Raw genomic sequence first — 21323 nt, forward strand, 5'->3', positions numbered from 1 at the left:
CGTACTCCTCTCCTACTTTTACAGCTTAATTCTAAAACATTAAGCCATCAAATCATTTTCTAACATTCTAGACCAGCAATTGCAAAACTATCGTAAGTGGGACTTTTTGGTCTTTACGCTTCTCACGTTGTTGGCAGTGCTAAATGGGCAAACCACAGTATTTTACATTATTTATTTCTTTTGGTGGAATGAATTGGCCCGTATCATCATCGACACGTTTATGTACAAACGCAACCCTAATGCTAAACAAGATGGAAAACGCATGCTTCTGTTGGCACCACTGGGTCAAATGTTCATTTATTTTGTATTCATTGTGGTCTTTTTTGGCTTTATGCTCAATTGGGATAACACGCACATTACCATGATCAATATACAGGTCTTGGGGTTCAATAATTGGTTTTTTAATCTGAATTTGTTGTTTGTAATTGCGGAACGTATTTACATACATAAAACACATCAGCCGGTAGATGTTTCATTGGGTATTTTTACACCACCCATGATTGTTTTGCACGTATCCATCATTGTGGGTGGTGTATTGATGTTTTTTGTTGTCAAGAACTTTCCAGATACCTTCACACCAAATAATCTCTGGGGTTCGGTAATAATAATCTTGCCGTTTTTGGGTTTCAAAATGTTGATGAACTGGTGGATGGAGCCTGTAAAAAAGGTTTATTAAGCTTAATAATATACTGACAAGAAAATGTTTTATTAAAGCAATTTATAATGACATTTACATATAAAACAATCAAAAATTGATTAACTTAAGACTTTTGACATCTAAAGTAATAAGTTATGAACACTCCAGATTTCAGTAAACTCCGTTGCATCTACATTAATTGTACCTTAAAAAAATCACCAGAAAAAAGTCATACATCTACCCTGATAGAAGTTTCCAAAAATATAATGGAAAAGGAAAAAGTTCAGGTTGAAGAAATCAGGTTTGTAGATCATGATGTTGCTTATGGTGTGTATCCAGATATGACTGATCACGGCTGGAAAACGGATGAATGGCCAACACTTTTCAAAAAAATCATCAAAGCCGATATTCTTATTATCGGAACACCTATATGGTTGGGAGAAAAATCATCAGTAGCACAGAAATTGATAGAACGTCTATACGCTATGAGTGGTGAAAAAAATGAAAAAGGGCAATACATTTACTATGGTAAAGTAGCAGGCACCATCATTACAGGCAATGAAGATGGCATAAAGCATTGCGCTATGGGCATTCTCTATGCCATGCAGCATATTGGTTATTCCATTCCTCCGCAAGCAGATTGTGGTTGGATTGGTGAAGTAGGCCCTGGACCAAGTTATGGTGATACGGAATGGAATGATAAAAAATTATCTCCTCCTGCGGGATTTGACAGCAACTTTACCAACAAAAACACTACGTTTATGACTTATAATCTGTTACATTTGGCACACACGCTAAAAAGCCAAAATGGTTACAGTGCTTATGGAAACTCAATTGCATCATGGGAGAACGGCAATCAATGGAATTTTGAGAATCCAGAATATCGTTAGTGGCTGAATTAGGCGCATTTATTTTGTATTCCGTAAATTAGTGCATCAAACCAGCTAATTGACCAATCAAAACAACCCTTAATGAGTGCTTCTAACCGATCGAAAGCTCCCAAAAAACCTGTCAGCAACGCAAAGAAAATTTTTAGAATCGTCCTTCTTGTTTGCACCGCCATCTCACTTTACTTTGTGCCTTGGTCTGTGGTCTGGGCATATCTTCAACCACTTCCTGATACCATTCAAGAGCAAGTGGACGATGCTACCAATAAAGGCTTCGACGGTATCATCGTATATGTAGATCAAAAAGGAAAAGCTCCCAAAACCTACACTGCTGGCTATCACAACACCGAAAAGAAAATCCCTGCACGCCCTGATGCCTTGTTTAAAATTGCGAGTAATGACAAGCTTTATACGGCATTGGCCATTGCAAAATTGGTACGAAGCGGCAAACTATCATTAGACAAAACACTGGCTGATTATTTTCCAGAGCTTGCTGATAGAATTGAACATGCTGATAAAATTACTATCAAAATGATGGTACAGCATCGCAGTGGCATTCCCAATTACACCAATACCTATATGTATTGGGCAAACCCAAAGGACAATGACGAAGAACGACTGGATTTGGTGCTCGATACACCTGCCAGCTTTGAGCCAGATACGGACTATGAGTATAGCAATACCAATTATCTCCTACTCTCCTACCTCATTGAAAAAGCAAGTGGTACCACGCGTTTTGAGTATCTCAAAAAAGAAGTTTTGACACCTCTTGGCTTAAATAACACATATGGTTCCATTCACGATGTAGATATGGATGATGTGATGAGCGGTTATTACGTGGGTTATGATGCCGATTTAAAAACAGATGACAATGATTGTATGCTGGCAACTGCTGAAGATCTTGGCAAGTTTTTAAGAGCATTGAATGAAGGCACTGTCTTTACAGACCAGAAAGAGCGAGACATCTACTCCTCCATTTATCGCTATGACCATACAGGGTTGATTCCCGGCTATCAAAGTATATCAAGATATGATAAGGAACTTGATGCTGTGGTGATTCAATTTACCAATACGGTGAACTTTGAAGGTTACAATTGGAACATTTCTGAAGTACTTTATAATAGAGTGATAAAACTTCTTGAAAAGGAAAAAAGTTGATATCTTTAATGAAGTATTTGATGAACAGATTTTTTTATAAATTCAGCACCACAAATGGTGAAAAAATTGCTTCGATGTCATCTTTCATCATAAAAATTTAAACTACCTAATAACCGTCTTCAATCCCTTTTTATTACTGGTTTTAAGTATTATTTTCACTACTTTTTCCAATAGTTTTTCGAAACAAAATTCACAAACGCTTTTTGTTGTAACATTCTGATTAACAAAGTTTAACATGCCTATATTTCCTAATTGTTAATAAAATGTTAGGAACAAAAATGGGGTCACTTCATTTCGTTTAAAATAAATTAGGAATTTTACACCTGTCTTGGTTTAATAACCCCAACCTAATACATTTTTTTATGGAAATTATTTATATCACTAAAAGAGATTTTAGCCAGAAACCTTTTGAATTAAGTAAGATAACACAAGCTATCTTTAAGGCGATGAAAGCGGTAGGCCATGGCCAGGTTGAAGACGCTCAACTCATTGCAAATAATGTACACGATGCGTTGTTGGTGCGTCTTGGCAATGACCCAGAATACACGCCTACTGTAGAGGAAGTTCAGGACATTGTGGAGGATAAATTAATGGAAAGTGCATTCCACGACGTGGCAAAAGCTTACATTATTTATAGAAACAAGCAGGCGCAGAGTAGAAAGAGCAACATTTTTGAAAAGCGCATCAACCTAAAGCCTTACGAGTACCCTCAACTATATGAATATGTACCTGCTATCAGGCACTCTTATTGGATTCACACAGAATTCAACTTTACAAGTGATATACAGGATTTCAAATCAAATTTGAATGAGGTTGAGAAAAGTGTCATCAAGAATACGATGCTTGCCATTTCTCAAATTGAGGTAGCCGTAAAATCATTTTGGGGCGATATCTACCACAGAATGCCTAAACCAGAGATTGGTTCTGTAGGTGCAACCTTTGCGGAGAGCGAAGTGAGACATCACGATGCGTACTCACACCTTTTGGAAATCTTGGGTTTGAACAAAGAGTTTGAAGAACTTAAGAAGAAGCCTGTGATTATGAGACGTGTGCAGTATTTGGAAACGGCTCTTAAAAACTCAAAAAGCGATAATGACAAGGAATATGCAGAGGCAGTGCTTTTGTTCTCTCTCTTTATTGAGCATGTTTCTTTGTTCTCACAGTTCTTGATCATCATGGCCTTCAACAAGCATAAAAATATGCTTAAAGGTATCTCTAATGTGGTTGAAGCGACATCTAAAGAAGAACAAATTCATGGTGATTTTGGTATTGATATCATCAACATCCTGAAACAAGAGCATCCAGAATGGTTTGACGATGCTTACCACACCATGATCCAACAAATGTGTGAAGATGCCTTTGCATCTGAAAGCAAAATCGTGGATTGGATTTTTGAAGATGGCGAACTTGATTTCTTACCTAAAGATGTGGTAAATGAATTCATCAAAAACCGTTTCAACAAATCACTTGAAAGCATCGGTATTGAAAAAATATTCAAGATAGATCATGCACTCCTCTCTCAAACCGAATGGTTCGATGACGAGATTATTGGCACAAAGCATGGCGATTTCTTCGTGAAACGCTCTATCAATTATAGTAAAAGAACACAAAGTATAACTAGCGACGACTTATTTTAATCTATGGAAAACAAAACCCTCTACCAACAGCAAGAGCAACAGGCTCAAGAGAACCAAGCAAAACAATTGGTGAATGCCAGAAAAGAATTCTTAACCAACTCTACATCAGAATCTACTGAAGAAGGTGGTTTTGAATGGTTGAATGAACATAGCCAGCAATTTTTATCATCAGGATATTTGACTGAAGGTGCGACACCTAAAGGTCGTATTCGTGAGATTGCTGTGCGCGCTGAACAGATTCTTGGAATGCCAGGCTATGCCGATAAGTTCTTTAACTATATGTCAGAAGGGTTTTATTCATTGGCATCGCCTGTGTGGTCTAACTTTGGTAAAGAGCGTGGTCTGCCTATAAGCTGTTTTGGGTCGCACATTGATGATGATATGGGGAATATTCTCTATACACAATCAGAAGTTGGGATGATGTCAAAGCTTGGTGGTGGTACTTCTGGGTATTTCGGGAAAATCCGTCATAGAGGTGCGCCTGTTAAAAACAATGGTCAAGCTTCTGGTGCCGTGCACATTATGCAATTGTTTGAATCAATGGTGGATGTGGTTAGCCAAGGTTCTGTGCGTCGTGGTCGCTTCTCTCCTTATTTGCCTATTGAGCATCAAGATATCAAAGAGTTTTTGGAGATTGGTACAGAAGGAAATCCAATTCAGCAACTGACACACGGTGTTACCGTGACCAGCAAATGGATGGAAGAAATGATTGAAGGCGATGTTGAAAAGCGTTCGCTTTGGGCAAAGGTGCTTCAAAGTCGTGGTGAGATGGGCTATCCGTATATATTCTTTACCGACAATGCCAACAATGGTCGTCCTGAAGTATATAAGGATAAAAGTTTGCCTATCCACGCCAGCAACCTGTGTACAGAGATTATGTTGCCGTCTAATGATGATTGGTCTTTCGTTTGCGTATTGTCGAGTGTGAACTTATTGCACTATGATAAATGGAAAAACACGGATGCTGTGGAAACAATGGTATATTTCTTGGATGCCGTGATTACGGAATTCATTGAGAAACTCGAGGCTTACAGAGATTCATCAAATAGAGATGATCGTCAGACCTTCCTATTTATGGAGCGTGCTTATAATTTTGCAAAAGACAATCGTGCGCTAGGTCTAGGTGTTTTAGGATGGCACTCTTTGTTGCAGTCTAAAATGATGTCATTTGATAGCCAAGATGCTTTCAACCTTAACCACGAAATCTTTAAAACGCTTCAAGAGAAATCTTATAAAGCATCATCAGAATTGGCTGAAAAATTTGGTGAGCCAGCAGTGCTTAAGGGTTATGGCAGACGTAATGCTACCTTAAACGCCATTGCGCCTACCACCTCCTCTGCTTTCATCTTGGGGCAAGTTTCCCAAGGTATTGAACCTATTTGGTCTAACGTGTATGTAAAAGACATTGCGAAGATCAAGACCACCATAAAGAATCCATTTTTGGAAGCATTGCTTGAGGATAAAGGTCAGAACACGCCAGAAGTGTGGATAAGCATCAGAGATATGGATGGTTCTGTACAGCACCTAGATTTCTTGACGGATGCTGAAAAGGATGTGTTCAAAACCTATTCTGAAATAGACCAATTGGATATCATTTACCAAGCGGCAGGACGCCAAGCGTTTATAGACCAAGGACAATCGGTGAACATCATTGTGCACCCAGAAATGCCAGTGAAGGATATCAACAACATACACGTTACGGCGTGGAAAATGGGCCTAAAATCACTGTACTACCAGCACAGTATGAACGCTGCCCAGAAGTTTAAACAGAAAAAAGAGTGCACAAGTTGTGAAGCGTAAGCAAATTGCAACTTGATTGAGAACCCCAACGCCCATCCCAAGGCTTTGGGGTTTTTTAATTTTTATGTTGAAGTAATACAAACAAAAAAAACACCTCCTACAAATAAGAAGTGGTTTTCTCTGAATATCAACACTACTTGTCCGAAAGCCTGATCAGTCCTACTCTCCAAAAAGTTAAAGTAAAAGCTAAACGTTGCCAACACGATTATAAGCAGTTTCTTCTTCTTACCTACTTCAGAAAGCGAGGTGGCTAAACCACACCTGATTCTATTTAAATCTTATTTATTATCTTTCACATATGGCTATACAATCTAAACATAACGTTGATTGCAACAATTCTTTACATTTTAATAAGGCATCAAACTTTAAAAAAAACTGACAACTTATCAACTAAAAGACACAACCATGAAATTGAATTTAAATGGAAAAAATACACTGCATAAGTTCTTGGTCATTCCGATCATATCATACGCCCTAATATTTATTTCTTGTAACGAAACCCCTAAAACAAAAGAAAATAAAGAAAGTGAACTAATCATGAAAATCAATGCTGTTCAAGAACAGGTGATGGCACAAGGAAATGTAACTACTGAAGAAGAGCAGGCACTGTTAAGCTTATGTAGCATTGTTTCACAAAAGGATGGTTTAGCTAACTATAGTCCAGAGAACAGAATGGTATTGAAAGATGTGGAAAGAGCCCCTATATATGAGGGTTGTGAAGATCTTTCCGCAGAACAAACGCAAGAATGTTTCAGTCATAAAGTATCAACATTTATACATAAAGAATTTAACTTGGATGTAGCTAAAGAGTTAAATCTATCAGAACCAAAGCAAGTAGACGCTTTTTTTATCATCAATGAAAACGGAAATGTTACTGGCCTAAAAGTCAGAGATGCAGATGTCTCAATACAGGCTGAGATATTGAGGGTATTAAGAAAAATTCCTGCTATGAAACCTGCAATGCACAATGGTAAAAATGTAGCTGTACTGTGCTCGATTATCGTAACGTATGGCAATGACATAAAAATAGAGAATGTATATATTCCCGAATTACCAACTGATTAAGCATAAAAATTTTAGTGCATTAGCTTACAACAGTCATATTTCGATATCAATTGTGCTTAATTTCCATTGAGCAAGCAGAAACATGACCTTCTCCATAATTATCTAATAATTTTATATTTTTAGATTCATGCAACCAGAATCTTTCAGATTCTAATTGAATATGTTCTCTATAAAACACTATTTATAATATGAAAATAATAAACCTCCTAGTGATTTTCATTGTTATTTGCGGCTGTGCACCCCATAATTCTAAAACGATTGATAACTATGAGATATCAAATTCTGTTACTTTAAAATTAACTCCATTTGATTCTCTACAAGTAAACGAATTGAGATTCAGACCTAAATTTGATTCTGATGACTTACAAAAATTTATGTTCAACAAATATGGCGCATGGAATCACTCCATACAGTCTGATAGAAAAGAGAATATTTTAGTTTGGGAGAATGTAAAGCTATTGGATGATAATGAAGAGTTATTCACTATAGCGGTTGGTGGAGATCACGAGAGGTTTAAAACAATTAAAATCAATGATCATCAAAATTATGGTCAAATATTTTATTGTTCCGCAATAGTTTTAGATTCTAAAGGTTTCGATTGCTTCAAACCATCTTCTTATTTAAAGAATAAGCTTGCTACATATTTAATTATGGGAGCTAAATCTGTAAATAAAACTAATGTTCAATTTGAAAAAGAAAAAGAGAAGGTAAAAAAATAAAATTAAACAAGCTCGAGCACAGATTTTTCAATCCGTGCTCACAATATCAACCTAAAAAGCCAAATTTTATTTTGCATGTTCAATTTTTTATAGAGTAATGCAATTACCACACCATCGAATAAAACTCTAAATACCCTAAATAACTCAATGTCAAAAACACGGTATCAATTAGCCCATGCACAATAATATTGATCCATATATTTTTAAATCGATAAAAGATATATCCAAAGAATAGCCCAAACAGGAAAGTCATGGTCAAACCTGCCAAACCTTGATAAAGATGCGGAATGGAAAACAATACGGCAGAAATCGGTATAAAAACCCAATGTCTTCTATTGAAAATATCGCGCAATTTAGCAAAAGCAAAAGCTCGAAACAGCAGCTCCTCGCCCACTGCAGCACTTATCCACATCTTCAATAACCATGAAAAATAAACAGCGGTATCTCCTTCTATAAATCGAAAAGCTGTATAATCAGCCGGTTCATTGAAAATTTTGTTCACCAATGGCTGAAAGACAAAGTCCATTGAAAGTTCTAATACAAGGTAGCTCAACAATATTATTTTCAGTGCTTTTGAATCAAGCTTTCGAAATCTTAAAGGTTTTAAGCTTCGCTTGGTATACCAGGTAACAGCAAGTATATACATGATGATAACACAAAATGTATAGGGAAATTTGGTCACAGGATTGTAGACCAATAATAAGCCAATGAGCAACAGCAAAAGGCTTAAAAACCGTTGGCCAGGTCGTAGTGCCATAGATTTTCTTTTTTTACTAAATGTAGTCAATTAATCAATAGAATGATTCAAGTGGCATTCAATAAAATTCGCCTTCCCAATGCATTGTAACACCTGCACTTCTCAATCGTCTTAAAAACATCAAAAACTGCAATCATGAAACGTATTATAATTCTGTTGATCATCAGCTACAGCACTAGTTTTTTAGCACAAGAAACAACACGTTCTACCTCAAAGGACAGCCTTCTCATCATCGACCAAGATCCAGATAAAGGCTTCTATAGTAATTATCTGTTGTTCATCCCAAAAGGCACACCGCAACATCAAACCAGCTACTTATTGGTAGAGCCCAACAATACTGGAAAAACTTCCGACACCCTCGAAGTGCATACCGCTTACGCCATAGATTTAGCATCGGTTAATTCCATTGGCAACAATATTGCGTCCATGCTCAAAATTCCCTTGCTTGTCCCCATCTTTCCCAGGCCAGATGCGCAACCCCTACTCTACACGCATGCCTTGGACAGAGACGTCATGCTAGAGCAAACTCCCATTTACAAACGCTTGGATTTACAACTGCTCGCCATGATAGACGATGCCAGAACTATTTTAAAGGGTATGCACATTTCCACGCACGACCAATTGTTTATGAATGGTTTTTCGGCATCGGCTACATTCATCAATAGATTTTCCTTTATACATCCAGAAACAATCAAGGCCATGGCAATGGGTGGTTTTAATGGCGAACTCATGCTTCCTCAAAACAAAATAGACAGTGCCGAATTGAACTATCCTCTTGGCATAAATGACTTTGAGGAATTATTGAATAAAAAATTTGATAAAGAGCAGTACCAAAATATCGCACAATACATTTATATGGGTGCACTAGATGATAATGATGCCGTGCAGTATGATGATGCCTATAGTGATAGCGAGCGGCACCTCATCAACAAACACATAGGTAGCAACGTCCAGGAGAGATATGGCCATTGTCAAACACTATATATCGAAAACGGCATCACAGCTATTTTTAAAACTTTTGACAATGTGGGCCATTGGACCACTTCAGAAATGAATCTAGCAACCATAAACTTCTTTTTAAAGCAGATGGAGTAATCACTAAAAGCCTACACATTCAGGCAAACAGAAGCAGTTTTAAGGTTTTCCATAAAGTATTCATTAACTTTAAGTTTGAAAACAGCTTCATTAGCATGATACAATTAATCACTTATTTCGGAGCCATCGGCCCAATTCAAATTCTCATCGGCGGCATTCTCTATTTAATCTTCACTATATCGGCATTGGTATTGGCACTTAAAAATGAAACTTCCGTGAGGGTGTTTTTATGGATACTAATGATTCTTTTTTTACCTTTCTTCGGAAGTTTGATTTATTTAATGAAGCGTTTTATAAATAAAAAGAAAGCGTCAAACACCGCATAATCATCACGCAATCGTTGATGTTTTCCACCAACATTCAAAAGGTTTACAATAACAACCCAAAACATTTGCCAAGGCATTTACACAGTTTTTTGGACAGTCTCTAAAAAACCCTTTCGTCAAGTCTGAATTAGTTCCCGCCAACTCTGAATTAGCTCTCGCACCCTCTAATTGCAAAGACAGTTGGTCATCGGTCACCCGTCACCCGTCTTCAACACACATTTTCCCAAACGTCCTCTAAAACTCCCTCATAAATCGTAACTTGCAGCCGCTATGAAACACCTCTCCCAAACAGACCTTAAAGACTTCCTAGACCAAAAGGTAGAACAATATAACAACACCAAGTTCATTGAGTCCGACCCTATCCAAATTCCACATCTATTCTCTAAAAAGGAAGATATAGAGATCGCGGGCTTTTTGACGGCAACCATCGCTTGGGGCAACAGAAAAAGCATTATCAACAATGCACACCGAATGATGAGTCTATTGGACCATAGTCCACACAATTTCATACTTAATCATGAAGAATCAGACCTGGAGAAAATTCTACCGTTTGTTCACCGTACTTTTAGCGGTATCGATATGGTTCAATTTGTCCAGAGCTTGCAACATATTTACAAGAATCATGGTGGCATAGAAGCGGTTTTTCACAAACATTCTGAAGAACACTCAACGCAAAACGCCATTCATCAATTTAAAAAGGTTTTCTTTGAAGTTGAGCATTTGCAACGTACCCAAAAGCACATCAGCGACCCTTTGAAAAACTCTGCGGCAAAACGTATCAATATGTTTTTGCGTTGGATGGTTCGCACAGATGCCAGCGGTGTCGACTTTGGGATCTGGAACAGCCTCTCCCCTTCTCAACTTTCGTGTCCACTAGATGTACACTCTGGCAACGTCGCACGAAAACTCGGTCTTCTTCACAGGAAACAAAACGATGCCAAAGCCTTACAGGAACTCGATACGGCGTTGCGACATCTCGACCCAAAAGATCCTGTGAAGTATGACTTCGCACTCTTTGGACTTGGAGTTTTTGAGAATTTTTGATTATATTCCCGATATGAAAGTGTTGTTATTGATCCTAATTTTCGTATCAAGCATAAGTCTCTATTCCCAAAAGGAAAAAGACAGTCTGTTAAAACGTGATTTGAATAAGGTATTACAGACCTTGGAATTCATGGCTGAACTTGAGATATACAAACCTAAAATTGATAAGAGTCAATCCTTCGAAGACTATTTTGACATGAATATCTCAAAGGACATTGATTCTCTCAAACTTAAGATTATAAATTTCTTGGAATTAAAAAAACCGCTGTCAGAATATACTCATCAAAGATATTATGAAATAGTATATGATAGAATTATGGTAGAATTTATTAATCTGATAGAAAATTACGGATATCCATCCTTCGGAAGAATAAATAGGTTTAAAACCACTCACCAGTTTAAAAATCCCATCAAGTTTATTCAACTAGCAAAACCCCACATGGCCAGAAAACTACTAAAGATAGCAAAAACTGAACTATCTTTAGGAAACATGTCACAATTATCTTATGATTTAATAAGCTGGAAGGTGGATGGGGTTTTTGACCAACGTCTCTTGACAGATCCAAGAATTAAACAGCTTCCCAAAGACAGTATCAAAGATTTTGAAGTCGTTTGGCCCAAATCAGATTGATCTTATCCAATATTGCTCGTTTATTTATATATCCTCTAAATGTTGAAATTTCCTTAATGATGGGTACTGAAGTGAATATAAAGGCATTCTTTCAAACAACTCCTTTATTTAAGATTGGACATTTCAGTATCTGAAACAGTAGATTTCATAGCTTTTATGAAAAAAAAGAAAAAAGACACTTTGCCTAAAAGTAATATTGATTAGTAAATTTAAACAAAAAAGCCTGAAAACAACTTTCAGGCTTTTTTATCATTTCATTCTTAAGATTATCCTTTCAACCACGCCTTGCGCAATGCAATCTGCGCTGCGGTGGCATTCTCGTCTTCCATCAAAGTCTTTTTGTTGGTGTACGCTTGTGCTAACTTGCCTTTAAACACGACTTCTTTGCCATCGCGCTCTACCTTCACTTCAAAGTCTTGTCCTGGTTGCCACTGGTACATGCTACCAAGCAACAATTGGGCTTTTTCAATAGTAAATTCGGTACCATTGATTTCTTTTACAATATCACCTGGCATCACACCTTGTTCTGCCCAGAAGCTATTGTCTTTCACACCTTCAGAAAAGAAAATGTGGGTTTGCTCTTCATTGGCATCAAAGATAAAACCAGCAGAATTTTGAATATAATTGGTTTCTACTTCGCTGTTACTCATGGTCAATCCCACTTTTTTGAAGAAGTCTTCATAATTGATGGGGGTTGTCCCTACCACATGGGTCTGCAAAAAGGCGCCCACAGATGGGTATGTCATTTTTGTAATCTCTGCGATGATGGAATCATCATCAAACGGTTTGTCCACGCCATACTTGTTAGACAATTCTTTCATCAACGATAACATGCTACGCTGTCCATTGCTCTCTTCACGCATCAAGATGTCGATGCACATCCCTATCAATGCACCTTTTGAGTAAACATTGATGTAATTCTTTGAATATGGTTCATCCATGATGTTTTCGCTCATCACTGTAAAACTCATCTCATCATCAAAATAATGAGATATGTTGATTTTACTCATGATTTCGGCATAAAACTCATCATTGGTTGCCAAACCTTCATAGACTTGGAAGTGTTGTGCGAAATACTCGGTAACACCTTCATACATCCACAAATGCTTGGAAAACGTCGGGTTGATGTAGTCAAAATAATGAATGTCTTCAGAATGCACCGAAAGCGGTGTGACAATATGAAAGAACTCGTGGGCCACGACATCAATCATAGATTTGGCCAATTGTTCTTTAGAAGATTGCTCTCTCAATACAACAGTAGTCGATTTGTGATGTTCCAAGGCTCCGAAACCTTTAGGTGATCCTTCTCCGCCAGCAGCCAAATACAAAAAGATGTCATAACGTGGTGTAGAGTTGATGTCACCCAAATATTTCTTTTGAGCTTCCATCATCTTATACACTGTTTCCTTTAAGCTTGCAGCCGAATGTACTTTATTTGGAGAATATACACTCAATACAATCTTTATGTCTCCTACCAAGAACTCTTCGATGTCTAACTTACCGTACATCATAGGATTATCCATGATGTCAAAATAACGAGGTGCGTAATAGCTGTTAGTAATGGCAGCACCATCAGGACTAGATTTCACACCTGTTGATTGCAACGCAGAACTATGCTTAAAGGTAGCTGGCGCAGTAACGTCCAATGAATATTCTGCATTCTTTAAATTGTCAAAATAGCCGAGATATCCATATAAATTCAACACATAGTTATTTGGTTCTATATTGGTACCTGCAGGAGAGAATGGCATCTCACCTCCTATGCCGCCTACCACTTCTTGGTCATAGGTATCATTAACATAATAAGTAATTTTATCCAATTCTTTGGCATTGGCAATTACCCAAGTATTTTGATCAGGATGTGTAACCGTCAATTCGTTGCCGTTATAATCAATTGCTTTAAAATTATCTATAAAACGGCCATAATCACCCAATGCATAGGTGCCAGGAACCACAGATGGCATATAATACGTTACTGTTTCTTCAACAAAACGACCTGGATTAATAACTACAGGCAATTTATCATTAGAAACTTTAGTAATATCGATTGAAGTGACGATTGGATTGGAGGTCGCCAAGTCATTCTTCACTTTTGAAGCCGAGCCACAACCGAGCATTAAGGCTCCCATAAAGGCAATACTTAATATTTTTTTCATTTCTTTGAATTTGATTTTTGAGTAAGTCACGCAAAACTACAATCTGTTACACTCTAAATAGTGAACATTTTGTTAAAACTTGCTATTAAACTTAATACGATGTCGCAACCACTCATCAGCATCCTAACACCCTTCAAAAACACTGAAATATTTTTGGCAGAATGTCTGGATTCCATAATTTCTCAAACATATGCCAATTGGGAATTGTTGATAGTTGATGATGCTTCAACCGATCATAGTTATAATTTGATAAAAAGTTATTCTGTCAAAGATGAAAGAATCAAATTGATGAAAAATGATGGCAATGGAATTATTGATGCCCTACGTTTTGCGTTTGAAAACAGCAATGGCGACTATATCACCAGGATGGATAGTGATGATGTGATGCCGAAAAACAAATTGGAAGTATTAGTAAATAATTTGATGCAGCACGGAAAGCAACACGTTGCGGTTGGAAAGGTAAATTATTTCAGTGACGAAGGCATTAGCGACGGTTATGCACGCTATGAAAAATGGCTGAATGATTTGACGCAGGAAGGCGCCAATTATTCTGAAATATATAAGGAATGTGTCATTCCTTCCCCTTGCTGGATGATTCACAGAGATGATTTAATAACTTGTGATGCCTTCAATCCCAACCATTATCCCGAAGATTATGATTTGACTTTCCGATTTTACAAATATGGAATGAAATGCATTCCTTGTGACCAAGTTTTGCACCACTGGAGAGATTATGCCACCAGAACTTCACGCACCCACGAGCATTATGCACAGAATTATTTTCTGGACATTAAACTGCACTACTTTTTGGAGTTGGATTATGACCCGAATAGAGTGCTGACGGTTTGGGGAGCAGGTTTTAAAGGAAAACACATTGCAAAAATGCTCAAAAAGCGAAAGATACCGTTCATTTGGATCTGCAACAATCCGAAAAAAATAGGCAAACATATTTATAAGATTGAATTACACAGCTTTAAATATCTCAACGAACTTGAAAATCCGCAAAGCATTGTCACCGTTGCCAATGAATGCTCACAAACACGAATCAAAGCGTATTTTAATGAGCAGAGAATGTTCCCAATGAAAGACTACTTCTTTTTCTGTTGATGACATTTGTGAAAGGTCGGTATTTTTCAAACGTTAAATTTCCCTAAATCCATCCGTTGTAATCTTTCAGCATTTAATATATTTGGTTGCACAATAAATCACACTCACGGAATGCAATTCAAACATCCAGAAATTCTCTATGCGCTGCTGCTCCTGGTCATTCCCATTATTGTGCATTTATTTCAGTTGAGACGTTTTCAAAAGGTTGAATTCACAAATGTTGAGTTTCTTAAAAAGATTACACTTCAAACCAGAAAAAGCTCTCAACTCAAAAAGTGGCTGACGCTTTTAACGCGTTTGTTGCTTCTAGCCTGCGCCATTATTGCGTTTGCCCAACCATATCTGGCGGATTCAAATACGTTCAATGCAAAAAGTGAAACGGTCATTTATCTTGACAATTCCTTTAGTATGCAAGCAAAAAGTAGCAATGGCTCACTGCTAAATAAGGCTGTGCAAGACCTCATCGAGACAATGGATGACAAGGAGCAAATAACCTTGTTTACCAATGATAATACCTTTGTAAACACTACTACAAAAGCCATTAAGAATGATTTGATTCAGTTAAAACATTCGCCCAATCAACTATCTTACGAGGCTGTGGTTTTGAAAGGGAAAAATGCATTTTCAAATGACAAAAGCAGTATTAAAAATCTCATTCTGATTTCAGATTTTCAACAGAAGGATGACCCATTTTCAATAGAAAAGGATAGTTTGGTGCGTTTTAAATTGGTTCAACTCAAGCCAGAAAACCTCAACAATGTTTCGATTGATACTATTTTCATTTCCAACTTCAATGTCGATAATCTTGAGTTGACTGTCAACCTAAACAATGAAGGTGCTGCAATCGAAACACTTCCTGTTTCGCTTTATAATAATGATAATCTTGTAGCAAAAAGTGCTGTCAGTATTGAGGACAAAGCCGAAACAACGTTTACCATTCCGTTGGACAATGCTTTTGATGGTAAAATAATTATTGAGGACACCAATCTTCAATATGACAACAGCCTCTATTTCAACATCAATCAGCGTGAGAAAATCAAGGTGCTTTCCATCTATGAAGCCGATGATGTTTTTTTGAGAAAAATTTATACTGATGATGAATTTGAATATACATCAGTAAGGTTCAATGAACTCAATTATAACACCTTGGAATCTCAAAACCTGATAGTTTTAAATGAGTTGAAAGACATTCCAAATTCATTGACAATTGCCTTAAAATCATTTACTGAAAATGGAGGTTATCTCGTAACTATTCCTTCAAGCGAATCATCACTAACTTCTTACAATCAATTATTTGCCAATTACTCATTGCCTAGCTTTAATAATTTGATTTCATCAGAAAAGAAAATAACGAACATCAACTTTTCGCACCCATTGTTGATGAATGTTTTTGACAAGAAAGTAAGCAATTTTCAATATCCAAGGGTTGGCTCTTTCTTTCCAACAAACTCAAACAGCTCATCGGTTTTGAGCTATGAAGATGGTGCATCTTTTTTATCAGAAGCTAATCATTCCTTTGCCTTTTCATCGCCATTGAATGAAGACAATTCGAACTTTAAAAATTCGCCATTGATTGTTCCTGTACTTTATAACATAGGAAAACAAAGTTTGAAAGTGCCGCAACTCTATTACACTATTGGGCAAGAAAACACAATCGATATCTCTACGCAGTTATCGCAAGACAATATTTTGACCCTTGTGGTTGATGAACATTCTGTGGTGCCTTTGCAACAAACGTATACTAATAAAGTAGAATTGAAAACCAGCGAATATCCTGATGTCGCTGGGATTTTGGCTGTAAACAATAAGGAAACGACGTTGCAACATTTAAGTTACAACTATAACAGAAACGAAAGTAATTTGAGTTATTTCAATCTTTCTGATATGGATGATTTGGATGTTCAATCGAGTGTTGCTTCAGCTATTGAAGACATAAAAAGTGCCACTAATGTGAACGAGCTATGGAAATGGTTTGTTATTTTTGCATTGATTTTTTTAATCATCGAAATGCTCATCTTAAAATTCCTTAAATGAACGTACTCATAAAATCTGCGACGATTGTTGATACAAAGAGTGATTTTCATAATCAAACGGTTGATATTTTAATTGAAAAGGGCGTCATAACACAGATTGGGAATTCTCTCAAAAATCCAAAAAATTATAAAGAAGTTCATCTAGAAAACCTACACGTTTCGCAAGGTTGGTTTGATAGCAGTGTGAGTTTTGGAGAACCTGGTTTTGAAGAGCGTGAAACCATTGAAAATGGATTGAAAACAGCTGCACTTTCAGGTTTTACATCAGTTGCAGTGAACAGTAACACACAACCTGTGGTTGATAGTTTTGCTGATATTTCATTTTTAAAAGGAAAAGCATCACGAAATGCCGTGAATCTTTACCCTATTGGCGCATTGACCAAAGAAAGCAAAGGTGAAGATATGGCAGAGCTGTTTGATATGAAAACCGCTGGAGCTGTTGCCTTTTATGATTATCAAAAACCTATTATCAATCCAAACCTGATGAAAATTGCGCTGCAATATGCCAGCAATTTTGGTGGTTTGATATTTTCTTTTCCACAAGAATTGAAAATCTCTGGATTAGGTGTGATGAATGAAAATGTGACAAGCACCTCGTTGGGACTTAAGGGCAATCCTGCATTGGCCGAAGAACTTCAAATAGCACGAGATTTATTTCTGCTGGAATACACTGGAGGAAAACTTCACATTCCGACGATTTCGACTGCTAAATCTGTGGAATTAATTAGAAATGCCAAAAAACAAAAACTTGATGTGAGCTGCAGTGTAGCTATTCATAATTTGATGCTGACAGACAACGAATTGAATACGTTTAACACCAATTACAAAGTGTTGCCTCCATTGCGAACACAAGATGATTGTGATGCGTTGATTGAAGGTTTGAAAGATGGCACTATTGATATGGTAACCAGTGATCATAATCCAATTGACATCGAACATAAAAAAATAGAATTCGATCACGCTAAATACGGTACCATTGGTCTCGAAAGTGCTTTTGGAGCGTTAAACACGGTCTTTACACTGAAAAAGAGCATTGATTTGTTGACCAAAGGAAAAGACCGATTTGGCCTTGAAAATACATCTGTAACCGTTGGAAATACTGCAGATTTGACGCTGTTCAATCCGAATGGAAGCTATCAATTTTCAAAAAAAGACATCATCTCAAGTTCTAAAAATGCCATTTTAGAAAACCACGAACTTAATGGAAAGGCATACGGGATTTTCAACAATAACCAATTGATTTTAAATAAATGAACCAACAGACTGTAGAAGAAGGAAAAACTTGGGCAATTGTATCTTATTTCACTTTTATTGGCTTGATTATCGCTGTAGTAATGAATCTTGAAAAGAAAAATCCTTTCACCTTTTTTCATATTAGACAAATGTTGGGATTGATTCTTCTTTTAATCTTCTCAAATTTGGTTGAAAAGTATGTCAACAGTTGGCTAGGCACCGCATTTTGGGCAGTTACATTTGTGAGTTGGCTGTATGGAGTAATCATAGCCAGTCAAGGTAAAGCTGAACCTATTCCTGTTTTGGGACCACTTTTTCAAGATTGGTTTAAAAATTTAAAATAATAATGACTGAACTTTCCTTATATCACATCACTCGTCCATCAACCTTAAAAGAAAATGCCCCTCTTTTGATAATGCTTCACGGTTATGGTAGCGATGAGGAAGATTTGTTTTCATTTGCTTCAGAATTGCCACAGGAGTTGTTTATCATTTCGGTAAGAGCGCCCTATCCTATGCAGCCTTATGGCAACGCTTGGTATGCCATTAATTTTGATGCAGAAATGAATAAATGGAATGATAATGTACAGGCTCAACAATCTGTCGATTTGATAGCAAGATTTATTGATGAAGCTTGTGAAGCTTATCCAGTAAATAAAACTAACGTCACAATGCTAGGCTTTAGCCAAGGAAGCATCTTGAGCTATGCTGTGGCACTCACCTATCCTGAAAAAGTGAAGCAAATAATTGCATTGAGCGGTTATATCAATGAAGAGATATTGCCAGAAGATATGCAGACTAAAGATTATTCAAATCTAGACTTTTATTGTTCGCACGGAAGTGTTGACCAAGTCATTCCGGTAGATTGGGCCAGAAAAGCTCCAAAATTTCTCGATAGCCTTAATATTAAGAATACTTATTCTGAATTTCCTGTTGGGCACGGTGTGGCTCCGCAGAATTTTTATGATTTCAAACATTGGTTAAGCAAACGACTTAAAAACTAGAAAAGCCACCAAACACAGAGCTTGGCAGCTTTTCACTTTCTCATAGCAATCTTAAACTTAAGACCTACAATCTATTTACGTAAATAAATCAAATAGGGTTTTATAAATAAAAAAGCTTTCCAAATGGAAAGCCTTTTTTTGATATATCTAAAATATTTATTCTTTAGAAAGATAAACTGAAGAGGCCGCGGCTAAAGAATTATTGACAACAGGTGATAAATTTCCACCAGTCCCAATATTATTGAAAGCTAAAATACGGCCTCCACCATTACCAGCTTCAGCAATAAATACTGTACCAGTTGAAGCATCATAGGCAACATCAACAGGATTTCCCATCAATGTATTGCTTCCTGCTACCCTTACTTGTTGACCAACTGCAAGTGTACCACCATTTGACACAGCACTGAATTTTGCAATGAAATTAGAAATGACGTGAAAGCCTCCATCATCTTGCGTGTTCGCAGCATCACCAATATCAGTCATAATCATTGTTCCATTCGAACTGTCATAAGTAAGTCCATGGGTTCTCACAATACCTTCAACAACGACTCTTTTTGAAGCTGATAAAGCAGTATTTGAAGTATTATTTAAGAAATTATTAAAAACCGCTAATTCATTATCAGCATCTACAACTGCGTACAAATCGTTGCCAATAAATGTAATACCCCAAACTTTGAAATCTACAGTGATTGTATTTCTCAACGTGAATTGTGTTCCATTACTTTGATACACATAAAAACGTCCGTCAGGTGTATTTGTATCTCCATCTACATCAGCGTTATCAGCTACAACCACAATATTACCACTAACAGCAGTTTCTCTTGGGCTTTGCATGTCTGCACTACCAATTATATTTGCCGTAATCGCAGTATTTGTAGTCAATGCTGAGATATCGGTAAACGCTTCGAGATTTAAACCTGATCTTGATGCTTGAAGCACTACATCACCATTTGGATCATAAAATATCCCATCGGCTGCTGTGGATGTTGTGAGCAATGTAGTTGTTGTAATATTTGAAAAATCGGTTACATCGTAATATGTAATATTTCCGTTTGAATTGTTGGAAGTAAATAGCCTGGTCATAGATGGTTCTGGATTTTGATTTCCACTATCATCATCATTGCTACAAGAAAATGAAGCAATTGAAATGACCATTAGCAAACTCAAAAGTTTGATTGAATTTAAAGTTTTCATAAAATGTTTTTTAAAGTTTATACCACTATTTACGAAGCCTCTTATCGACTAGTTTTAAGAGTTACCAGCTTTAACAAAATTTTGTGAACAAAATTAGAAGGTCATTTCAAATTATATATTGATAGTCATATTATTAACGATATTATGCATAAAACAAAAAAGCTGCTCCAAAACATAATGAAGCAGCTATTTAAATGCAAGTTATCAATGTTTCTCTTTAGGGACAAAAATTGTTTACTGTATGTTTCATCAATCACCTACAGCATAAAATGCCCAAAATCCATGCCAAAATCTAGGAATATTCGGCTACCTTACCTTTAACACCTTTAAAAAATCCTTTGATAAATTTCATGTCTGCTTTAAAATCATCGGTTGGGTAAAAAGGCTCTGAAATTTTATTTTGCTTGTTTTCAAAATCCAGCGTAAACATAAAGATTGGCACATTAGCTTTTTTCGCGATAAAGTAAAAGCCCGTTTTCCAAGTTTCGACTTTCTTCCTAGTACCTTCTGGAGCTAAAGCCAACCGGAATTCATCATGTTCATTAAACAATGCTGCAATAGCCTGAACTTTATCCTGTCCAGGAGTTCTGTCTACCGAAGCACCTCCAACACTTTTGAAGTAATAACCAAAAGGCCAAACGAACAATTCTTTTTTTGCGATAAAGTTTGCTTTGATACCAATGACCTGACGAAGCAACAATGCTATGTAGAAATCGTGCCAACTGGTATGAGGTGCAGCAATGATTACTGCCTTCTTAATTGTATCTTTTGACATTGTAGTGTTACCAACCACTTTCCAGCCCAAGAGCTTAAAATAAATCCACTTGGACAACCGTCTCAT

The 21323-nt window shown here is 36.8% G+C and carries 20 protein-coding genes; 16 read left to right on the forward strand and 4 right to left on the reverse strand.

Annotation, left to right across the window (positions count from 1 at the left end; all coding sequences use genetic code 11):
* Window positions 1-79: 79 nt before the first annotated feature.
* The 7 genes from M0G43_RS10925 to M0G43_RS10955 all read left to right on the forward strand — a co-directional run bounded on the left by M0G43_RS10925 (window position 80) and on the right by M0G43_RS10955 (window position 7903).
* The gene (locus M0G43_RS10925) at window positions 80-676 is read left to right on the forward strand and encodes a hypothetical protein (protein WP_248026403.1); all 597 of its coding nucleotides are present in this window, start codon (window positions 80-82) and stop codon (window positions 674-676) included.
* A gap of 116 nt (window positions 677-792) precedes the next feature.
* Window positions 793-1527 carry a flavodoxin family protein gene (locus M0G43_RS10930; protein ID WP_248026414.1) on the forward strand — a complete coding sequence of 245 codons (735 nt, stop codon included), beginning with the start codon at window positions 793-795 and terminating at the stop codon, window positions 1525-1527.
* An 81-nt stretch (window positions 1528-1608) separates the two neighbouring features.
* On the forward strand, window positions 1609-2682 hold the full coding sequence (locus M0G43_RS10935) for a serine hydrolase domain-containing protein (protein ID WP_248026419.1): 1074 nt from the start codon (window positions 1609-1611) through the stop codon (window positions 2680-2682).
* A 362-nt stretch (window positions 2683-3044) separates the two neighbouring features.
* Entirely contained in the window at window positions 3045-4319 is a 1275-nt protein-coding gene (locus M0G43_RS10940; RefSeq protein ID WP_248026421.1) for a ribonucleotide-diphosphate reductase subunit beta, read from the forward strand.
* Between the two features lie 3 nt (window positions 4320-4322).
* Window positions 4323-6119: a ribonucleoside-diphosphate reductase subunit alpha gene (locus M0G43_RS10945; RefSeq protein WP_248026426.1), complete on the forward strand. Its 1797-nt coding sequence runs from the start codon at window positions 4323-4325 to the stop codon at window positions 6117-6119.
* A gap of 405 nt (window positions 6120-6524) precedes the next feature.
* Window positions 6525-7184, forward strand: a complete 660-nt coding sequence (locus M0G43_RS10950; RefSeq protein ID WP_248026428.1) for a hypothetical protein — start codon at window positions 6525-6527, stop codon at window positions 7182-7184.
* Window positions 7185-7372: 188 nt separating this feature from the next.
* Window positions 7373-7903: a hypothetical protein gene (locus M0G43_RS10955; protein ID WP_248026431.1), complete on the forward strand. Its 531-nt coding sequence runs from the start codon at window positions 7373-7375 to the stop codon at window positions 7901-7903.
* Window positions 7904-8006: 103 nt separating this feature from the next.
* Here the strand turns inward: M0G43_RS10955 and M0G43_RS10960 are convergent, their stop codons facing one another.
* On the reverse strand, window positions 8007-8660 hold the full coding sequence (locus tag M0G43_RS10960) for a CPBP family intramembrane glutamic endopeptidase (protein WP_248026434.1): 654 nt from the start codon (window positions 8658-8660) through the stop codon (window positions 8007-8009).
* A gap of 135 nt (window positions 8661-8795) precedes the next feature.
* Between M0G43_RS10960 and M0G43_RS10965 the strand changes: the two genes are divergently transcribed.
* From M0G43_RS10965 to M0G43_RS10980, 4 genes are all read left to right on the forward strand, one after another.
* A complete protein-coding gene (locus M0G43_RS10965) occupies window positions 8796-9755 on the forward strand; it encodes a hypothetical protein (RefSeq protein ID WP_248026443.1) in 960 nt (319 codons plus the stop codon).
* 95 nt (window positions 9756-9850) lie between these two features.
* Entirely contained in the window at window positions 9851-10081 is a 231-nt protein-coding gene (locus M0G43_RS10970; RefSeq protein ID WP_248026446.1) for a PLDc N-terminal domain-containing protein, read from the forward strand.
* 270 nt (window positions 10082-10351) lie between these two features.
* Window positions 10352-11125, forward strand: coding sequence for a TIGR02757 family protein (locus tag M0G43_RS10975; protein WP_248026449.1), 774 nt, complete (start codon window positions 10352-10354; stop codon window positions 11123-11125).
* A 13-nt stretch (window positions 11126-11138) separates the two neighbouring features.
* Window positions 11139-11756 carry a hypothetical protein gene (locus M0G43_RS10980; RefSeq protein WP_248026453.1) on the forward strand — a complete coding sequence of 206 codons (618 nt, stop codon included), beginning with the start codon at window positions 11139-11141 and terminating at the stop codon, window positions 11754-11756.
* Between the two features lie 266 nt (window positions 11757-12022).
* Here the strand turns inward: M0G43_RS10980 and M0G43_RS10985 are convergent, their stop codons facing one another.
* Window positions 12023-13912 carry a peptidase M61 gene (locus tag M0G43_RS10985; protein ID WP_248026455.1) on the reverse strand — a complete coding sequence of 630 codons (1890 nt, stop codon included), beginning with the start codon at window positions 13910-13912 and terminating at the stop codon, window positions 12023-12025.
* Window positions 13913-14011: 99 nt separating this feature from the next.
* On the opposite strand from M0G43_RS10985, the gene M0G43_RS10990 reads away from it, so the two are divergent.
* From M0G43_RS10990 to M0G43_RS11010, 5 genes are all read left to right on the forward strand, one after another.
* Window positions 14012-15019 (forward strand): glycosyltransferase family 2 protein, encoded by a 1008-nt coding sequence (locus M0G43_RS10990; RefSeq protein WP_248026457.1) that lies wholly within the window; start codon window positions 14012-14014, stop codon window positions 15017-15019.
* Window positions 15020-15130: 111 nt separating this feature from the next.
* Window positions 15131-17053 (forward strand): BatA domain-containing protein, encoded by a 1923-nt coding sequence (locus M0G43_RS10995; RefSeq protein WP_248026459.1) that lies wholly within the window; start codon window positions 15131-15133, stop codon window positions 17051-17053.
* Window positions 17050-18306 carry a dihydroorotase gene (locus M0G43_RS11000; RefSeq protein ID WP_248026460.1) on the forward strand — a complete coding sequence of 419 codons (1257 nt, stop codon included), beginning with the start codon at window positions 17050-17052 and terminating at the stop codon, window positions 18304-18306. Before M0G43_RS10995 ends, M0G43_RS11000 begins: the two co-directional genes overlap by 4 nt.
* Complete coding sequence (locus M0G43_RS11005; RefSeq protein WP_248026462.1) at window positions 18303-18629, forward strand: hypothetical protein; 327 nt, start codon at window positions 18303-18305, stop codon at window positions 18627-18629. Before M0G43_RS11000 ends, M0G43_RS11005 begins: the two co-directional genes overlap by 4 nt.
* A 2-nt stretch (window positions 18630-18631) precedes the next feature.
* Complete coding sequence (locus M0G43_RS11010) at window positions 18632-19288, forward strand: alpha/beta hydrolase (protein ID WP_248026464.1); 657 nt, start codon at window positions 18632-18634, stop codon at window positions 19286-19288.
* Window positions 19289-19444: 156 nt separating this feature from the next.
* Here M0G43_RS11010 and M0G43_RS11015 read toward each other — a convergent pair whose 3' ends face one another.
* Together M0G43_RS11015 and M0G43_RS11020 are read right to left on the reverse strand one after the other, a co-directional pair.
* Window positions 19445-20482 (reverse strand): hypothetical protein, encoded by a 1038-nt coding sequence (locus M0G43_RS11015; protein WP_248026467.1) that lies wholly within the window; start codon window positions 20480-20482, stop codon window positions 19445-19447.
* A 292-nt stretch (window positions 20483-20774) separates the two neighbouring features.
* Complete coding sequence (locus tag M0G43_RS11020) at window positions 20775-21323, reverse strand: 1-acyl-sn-glycerol-3-phosphate acyltransferase (RefSeq protein ID WP_248026473.1); 549 nt, start codon at window positions 21321-21323, stop codon at window positions 20775-20777.

This window comes from Subsaxibacter sp. CAU 1640 (assembly GCF_023156585.1).
Classification (GTDB): domain Bacteria; phylum Bacteroidota; class Bacteroidia; order Flavobacteriales; family Flavobacteriaceae; genus JBPOFM01.

What these genes read in the sequence shown, in the direction of transcription:
- M0G43_RS11005 (WP_248026462.1), top strand. Translation starts at nt 18,303, where the DNA reads ATGAACCAACAGACTGTAGAAGAAGGAAAAACTTGGGCAATTGTATCT.
- M0G43_RS11015 (WP_248026467.1), bottom strand. Translation starts at nt 20,482, where the DNA reads ATGAAAACTTTAAATTCAATCAAACTTTTGAGTTTGCTAATGGTCATT.
- M0G43_RS10940 (WP_248026421.1), top strand. Translation starts at nt 3,045, where the DNA reads ATGGAAATTATTTATATCACTAAAAGAGATTTTAGCCAGAAACCTTTT.
- M0G43_RS11010 (WP_248026464.1), top strand. Translation starts at nt 18,632, where the DNA reads ATGACTGAACTTTCCTTATATCACATCACTCGTCCATCAACCTTAAAA.
- M0G43_RS10960 (WP_248026434.1), bottom strand. Translation starts at nt 8,660, where the DNA reads ATGGCACTACGACCTGGCCAACGGTTTTTAAGCCTTTTGCTGTTGCTC.
- M0G43_RS11020 (WP_248026473.1), bottom strand. Translation starts at nt 21,323, where the DNA reads ATGAGACGGTTGTCCAAGTGGATTTATTTTAAGCTCTTGGGCTGGAAA.
- M0G43_RS10970 (WP_248026446.1), top strand. Translation starts at nt 9,851, where the DNA reads ATGATACAATTAATCACTTATTTCGGAGCCATCGGCCCAATTCAAATT.
- M0G43_RS10985 (WP_248026455.1), bottom strand. Translation starts at nt 13,912, where the DNA reads ATGAAAAAAATATTAAGTATTGCCTTTATGGGAGCCTTAATGCTCGGT.
- M0G43_RS10950 (WP_248026428.1), top strand. Translation starts at nt 6,525, where the DNA reads ATGAAATTGAATTTAAATGGAAAAAATACACTGCATAAGTTCTTGGTC.
- M0G43_RS10965 (WP_248026443.1), top strand. Translation starts at nt 8,796, where the DNA reads ATGAAACGTATTATAATTCTGTTGATCATCAGCTACAGCACTAGTTTT.
- M0G43_RS11000 (WP_248026460.1), top strand. Translation starts at nt 17,050, where the DNA reads ATGAACGTACTCATAAAATCTGCGACGATTGTTGATACAAAGAGTGAT.
- M0G43_RS10975 (WP_248026449.1), top strand. Translation starts at nt 10,352, where the DNA reads ATGAAACACCTCTCCCAAACAGACCTTAAAGACTTCCTAGACCAAAAG.
- M0G43_RS10930 (WP_248026414.1), top strand. Translation starts at nt 793, where the DNA reads ATGAACACTCCAGATTTCAGTAAACTCCGTTGCATCTACATTAATTGT.
- M0G43_RS10935 (WP_248026419.1), top strand. Translation starts at nt 1,609, where the DNA reads ATGAGTGCTTCTAACCGATCGAAAGCTCCCAAAAAACCTGTCAGCAAC.
- M0G43_RS10945 (WP_248026426.1), top strand. Translation starts at nt 4,323, where the DNA reads ATGGAAAACAAAACCCTCTACCAACAGCAAGAGCAACAGGCTCAAGAG.
- M0G43_RS10990 (WP_248026457.1), top strand. Translation starts at nt 14,012, where the DNA reads ATGTCGCAACCACTCATCAGCATCCTAACACCCTTCAAAAACACTGAA.
- M0G43_RS10955 (WP_248026431.1), top strand. Translation starts at nt 7,373, where the DNA reads ATGAAAATAATAAACCTCCTAGTGATTTTCATTGTTATTTGCGGCTGT.
- M0G43_RS10995 (WP_248026459.1), top strand. Translation starts at nt 15,131, where the DNA reads ATGCAATTCAAACATCCAGAAATTCTCTATGCGCTGCTGCTCCTGGTC.
- M0G43_RS10980 (WP_248026453.1), top strand. Translation starts at nt 11,139, where the DNA reads ATGAAAGTGTTGTTATTGATCCTAATTTTCGTATCAAGCATAAGTCTC.